This window comes from Kitasatospora sp. NPDC057500, assembly GCF_042802195.1.
GTDB lineage: Bacteria > Actinomycetota > Actinomycetes > Streptomycetales > Streptomycetaceae > Kitasatospora.
In genome coordinates, this window is record NZ_JBHVER010000329.1 from 1 (window position 1) to 5,502 (window position 5,502).

The window sequence follows — 5,502 nt, forward strand, 5'->3', positions numbered from 1 at the left end:
GACCATGGTCTACCGCCATCCGTTCCCGGGCCCGGGCCTGGGCGTGCGTATCCTGGGCGAAGTGAAGCGCGAGTACGCCGAGCTGCTGGCCAAGGCCGATGCCATCTTCATTGATGAGCTGCGCAAGGCGGACCTGTACGACAAGACCAGCCAGGCGTTTGCCGTGTTCCTGCCGGTGAAGTCGGTGGGCGTGGTGGGTGATGCGCGCGCTTATGAGTGGGTGATTGCGCTAAGAGCGGTGGAGACGATCGACTTCATGACCGCGCACTGGGCGCATCTGCCGTATGAGTTCCTGGGTACGGTGAGCAACCGGATCATCAATGAGTTGCGGGGGGTGTCGAGGGTGGTTTATGACATCTCGGGGAAGCCGCCGGCGACTATTGAGTGGGAATGAGTTGAAAGAACGAGGGCGCCGAAAGGCGCCCTTGTTGTTTGTGGCTTGATCGAGTGACCTGCAACTTCTGGGCCTCAATAGCTGTACGTGATCGTTGGGAAACTGCGAACGAGCCGGAGAGACTGTGTCTTGTAGGAGTGCTTGGGGTCACGTAACTTCATCTCAGTAAGTTTGACGGGGGGGGGGGCTACGCCGGATGCGGATCTTCCGGATGCATGAACTTTTGTGTAATGTCGCATGAGTCCAGCTCTTGGGGGCGTGGCTGCTGTTGTGCTGAGTAACCATTTTGGTTGCTTTTGCGCGATAGCAATGGAAACCAGCTTCAATATTTGTCTAACGATCTTGTGACTAGAAATGGCGCGAGCTACCGGGCCAATCAGGGACTGATTCGGAGGCTAGGATGCTGGAGGTGGACAAGAAGCGCGAGGCGACAGCTTCGATCAGAGGGTACTTTTACCAACTCGACGCTGCCTTACTCGAAATCTTGCGCGCGGGCCTGAACGATGACATCGTCATTGAGGGTGTTGAAGATTTTGATCGTTACACGGATGAAGGTGTAATTTACGGCCAGGTAAAGTACTACGCGGAGCAGAACTTAACAGACTCAGTGCTGCGTGATCCTCTGTACAAGCTCTTTGTTCATTTCCATGGGCTCGAAGAGGGGCAGCGCGCAGGTAGAAAATACATCCTGTACGGGCACTTTTCAGAAGTTAAGATCGATATTGGTGAGCTTTCCGTCGAGCGATTTAAGTCGGTGATGGAATACCGCAAGGAGGTGAGGGCTGCTGATGGGACGATAACGTACGAGAAGAAATCCCTGCTCAATGGATCCACAGCGCCGGATGAATTGATCGAGGCGTTCTGCAAGAATTTCAGTATAAAAATTGCTGCTGAATATTCTGAACATCGAAACAGCGTTATTGAGGCCATACGGAAGAGCCAAGGTGTCTCAGTTCTTGAGGCTGAAGGATTTCACTATCCAATAGCCCTCGATTACATTGCGACACTGGCCACAAAAAAAGATCACAACGATCGAAGGACTACCCGTCGTGATCTGCAGGAAGTGCTCAAGGGCGCCCAGGTCGTCCATCATCGTTGGCTTCTCCGAGAGAAGGAGGAGGTCGAGTACGCGAAGCATATGAAGCGCCTGTACTTCTCGCCGACGAACGGCGCGGGAATGGTTCGCGCTTTCATTATTCAGTGTGATACCGGAACAGACCCTTCGGATATCTGCGATCAACTCAGGTCCATCGGTAAAAACTGGAGTTCCGCTAAGAATCGTCGCATCCAAAATTCCGACCGCTACGCTCCATTTATCCTGCTGCGCGGTGCGGATGAAGAATTTATTCTGCAGGTAAAGAACGATCTTTTCGATACTGGAATAATTTTCGTGGACGGCTTCCCGTATCGCGGATCGCCATTCCGCATTGATCACCTCCATAGCCTGCAGACTCAACAGCATCAGATCGAAATTCGCTTTGTCGACGACGAAGTGCAGTTGCAGACGGCCCTCGATGGCATGGGGCGGAAGTCGTGCCACATCTATGACTTCTTCCTTGAAAGCCCTGTGACCATGGATATGCCGGGTCCAAAGAGTCGGCTGTACTCGATCCCCGTCAGCAGCATCTCCACAATCAAGAAAATTATTTGAGGACGTACAATGACTGAGGAAATCGCAAATGCCGAGGTTGTGGCGGTTTACCCCAATAAGGTTCGAGTAGCCGTTGACGATCTGTTGAACTTCCAATCAGCCGGTGAGGCTCTTCGCGTTGGATCATTTCTTAAAGTATCGGACAACGAAAACGTCTCTCTTATTTGCATCATCGAAAGCTTTTCAATCGAAATGAAGGAGGTCAAAGGAGGCGAAGGTGGTGACTACAGGCGTGTCTATATGATTGACGCCTATCCTCTTGGGACCCTTAAGGAAGGAAAGTTCAATCGTGGCGGCGACGAGTTGGCAATTCCACCGAAGAAGGTCGTCCCGGCAACGAAGGTGGAAATCGCAGCCATCTATGCAGACTGCTATGCGGCTGAAGACCGCTTTTGCTTTTCTTCACTGACCCGGCAACGTGATATCGTCGTGCCCGTTCACGGCGACCGGTTCTTCAACAAGCATGTCGCCGTTGTCGGTGCTTCGGGATCCGGAAAATCGTCAAGTGTGTCTTCTATTCTGCAAAGGGCTGTATCAGCCAAAGCTGGCGAGTACCAGGGTCTTAATAACTCACATATTCTTATATTCGATCTTCACTCTGAGTACGCCGCAGCTTTTCCGAATGCAAGCGTAATTACCGTCGATGATCTTGTCCTGCCGTATTGGCTGCTAAACGAAGACGAGATGGAGGACATGTTCCTCGAGTCAGGCGATAACAACAATTACAATCAGGAGGCATTGCTGAGGCAGGTTGTTACCATCGCAAAGAAAATCAGTAACCCCGGTGTCGAGAAGGTAAATTTCGACAGTCCCCTTCCGTACGAGATCGATCATGTCGCGAATGCGTTCAGAAATCTAACTAGAGAGACAAAGAATGCTGACAATTCTTTGTTGATCAAGTTTAAGGACGGCTCGGAAGTCGAATTCGAAGACGTCGATGCCCAGATCGAACACTACTGTAAAGAGTTGCGCGAATTTGCACCGACAAAACGTAGTGAGATTAACAAAGGGCCGTATGCCGATGGCTCGATCGATAAGTTCGAACGGCGGGTCAGATCGAAGATTGGAAATGCGCGGCTTGGGTTCATCTTTGGCCAGAAGGCTAGGAAGGCTTCTTTGGAGGATGTGCTTAGACAGTTCACCGGCTACAACGTCGGAGGTGAGTCGAATGTCACCATTATCGACCTTAGCGGCATCCCCTTTGAACTGCTCAGCATAACCGTTTCGCTCATCTCCCGTCTGATGTTCGATTTTTGCTACTACGCACGGCGCGTTGAAACCAAAACCGAACAGCCATTCCTGATGGTCTATGAGGAGGCGCACAAGTATGCGCCGAAGAGTGGACTTGCGCGCTATAAAGCTTCACTGGGTGCGATCGAACGCATAGCCAAAGAAGGTCGAAAGTACGGCATCAGCCTGCTTATTTCGAGTCAGCGACCGTCTGAAATTTCAGAAACTATCTTTTCGCAGTGCTCCAATTTCTTGGCGATGCGTCTTACTAATCCCGATGATCAGGGCTATGTCCGCCGACTACTGCCGGATACGCTTGGCAACCTAACAGAGGGTATGCCCGCACTGGAGCAAGGGGAAGCACTTCTGATTGGTGATGCCGTGATCATGCCGTGCGTTGTGTATGTAGAGAAATGTGATCCTGAGCCCTCGTCTAGTGATGTGAAGTACCTTACGCTCTGGAAAGCAGAATGGAAGAATATCGACTTCGAAAAGCGTGCCGACAACTGGCGAGGGTGATGATCAAGGATCGCAGATCCAGGTCGTTGATAAAGATGGATGATCAGAACCCAGTGGCACGGGGCTGTCCCAGAGCTTCGTGAAATCAACCGCCTTCTTGATCGGAATCAACAATGAGTTTGGCGCGAGCTAACGTACTGCCCGCGCTCCGTCCGTCGATGGCGACTACTTCGTTATGTATAGGGGCATTTTCGAGGCAATGGGTGCGAGCTCACCTTGAAGCTGGTTTCATACACTGTGAGCGTTTGCCGTCTCACTCTGGTCTTACCTCGTGACAAGCCCACTCAACCAACCCCCGGCAAGCCAGAAACAGCCCATCCACAACTCCCTCATCCAAATGCCGTTCCGGGTCCGCTGCCACCCGGCAGCGGTCTGCCGCGTGCAGCAGCTCCAGCACCGTCAGTGCGCCAACCATCGCGCGCTCACTTCTAGCCAGGCTTACGCGGCGGCCGGGCGACACATCGGTTTCTGGCCATGGGTGCCCATCGGCTCCCTCGCAGCCGCGCATGCGCTTGAGGATGCCGAGGAGGTAGTTCAGGTCGGGCAGGGGAGTGTCGTCGTTGATGGGCTCAACAACGGTGTAGGAGGAGAAGGTGTCGGATTCGTTCATGGCGTCGGCTTCCATGGCTGTGCTTAACAGCGCCACCGCGTAAGCGGGTGGCGGACGGTGCGTGGCTGCAAACCGGACGTCAGTTGTCAGTACCCGGCGGGCCCGAAGACCCCCACGCACCGTCCGCCAGAAAGGCCGACGGATTACCCGCCGGCACCGGTTAAGGACGGTGCCGACGGGTAAGCGTAAACAACTAACAGTTCGGGTTTGCAGGCCCGGCCACCCGTTGTCGGTGGCGCGCTATGGTGTTTACGCCGTCGCTCCGAATACCAATAGAAATTCGCGAAGGAATCGCGGAATCCGAGAGCGAAGAACTATTGTTGCATGCACCAATCGTGCAACACACGACGCCAGCAGACGCATTCGCGCAGCCGCTCTGCTGATGGCGAATCAAAGTGGCGCAATCGCCCATGCCACAAGCGAATAGCGCGACAGCCTTCTTTGCAACAGTTCTTAATCCGCACCGAGTGGCAACGGCGCGTGATCAGCCACACACCCCGAAAAGCGGTTCAAACCCGACATCGCCAGCGAACCTCGCGGCCTCAGCCAGCGCCATCCTCAGCATGCCCCGCATTCCCCACCAGCAACTCAATCATCGCCCGCGCCGCCGCCGACTGCCGCCGATGCGGCGCATAGATCACCGAGAACGGGCGCGACCGCCCGCGCAGCTGCGGCAGCACTTCCACCAGTTCCCCACGCCGCAACCGCTCCAGCACGATGAACTCGTAACTCTGGCAAATCCCGATGCCCTGTTCGGCCAGCGAAACCACGCCCAGCACATCGTCGGAGGTCTCGATGGACGAACGCGGCAGCCAGTCCACGTCGCGCCCGGCGTCGCGGAAGATCCACGGCGCCAACCGTCCGGTGCGCGGCATCACGAACGGCAGGCACAGGTGCTGCTGCAGGTCGTCCAGCGTCTGCGGCGTGCCGCAGCGCTGCAGGTACTCCGGCGCGGCCACCAGCACCAAAGGCGCATCTTCCAGCTTCCGCCCCACCAGCCCGCTGTCCGGCAGCTGGCCCAGGCGGATGGCCAGGTCGAAGCCTTCGGCCACCAGGTCCACGTTGCGGTTGGTGATGTTCGGTGCCAGCTGCACCTGC

The 5,502-nt window shown here is 55.0% G+C and carries 4 protein-coding genes and 1 pseudogene; 3 read left to right on the forward strand and 2 right to left on the reverse strand.

The features are described from left to right. The 3 genes and pseudogenes from ACFU74_RS35665 to ACFU74_RS35675 all read left to right on the forward strand — a co-directional run. Positions 1-394 (forward strand): annotated as a pseudogene (locus ACFU74_RS35665) (GMP synthase (glutamine-hydrolyzing)); the annotation flags it as partial. Positions 395-803: 409 nt separating this feature from the next. Further along, positions 804-2,045: a DUF4297 family anti-phage-associated protein gene (locus ACFU74_RS35670; protein WP_143578705.1), complete on the forward strand. Its 1,242-nt coding sequence runs from the start codon at positions 804-806 to the stop codon at positions 2,043-2,045. 9 nt (positions 2,046-2,054) lie between these two features. Continuing rightward, complete coding sequence (locus tag ACFU74_RS35675; protein ID WP_076739213.1) at positions 2,055-3,794, forward strand: ATP-binding protein; 1,740 nt, start codon at positions 2,055-2,057, stop codon at positions 3,792-3,794. A 253-nt stretch (positions 3,795-4,047) separates the two neighbouring features. Here ACFU74_RS35675 and ACFU74_RS35680 read toward each other — a convergent pair whose 3' ends face one another. Both ACFU74_RS35680 and ACFU74_RS35685 read right to left on the reverse strand, forming a co-directional pair. Further along, a complete protein-coding gene (locus tag ACFU74_RS35680; RefSeq protein WP_049427767.1) occupies positions 4,048-4,404 on the reverse strand; it encodes a hypothetical protein in 357 nt (118 codons plus the stop codon). Positions 4,405-4,946: 542 nt separating this feature from the next. Further along, positions 4,947-5,502, reverse strand: a 556-nt coding sequence (locus tag ACFU74_RS35685; protein WP_380764293.1) for a substrate binding domain-containing protein, incomplete at its 5' end; no start/stop codon positions are given.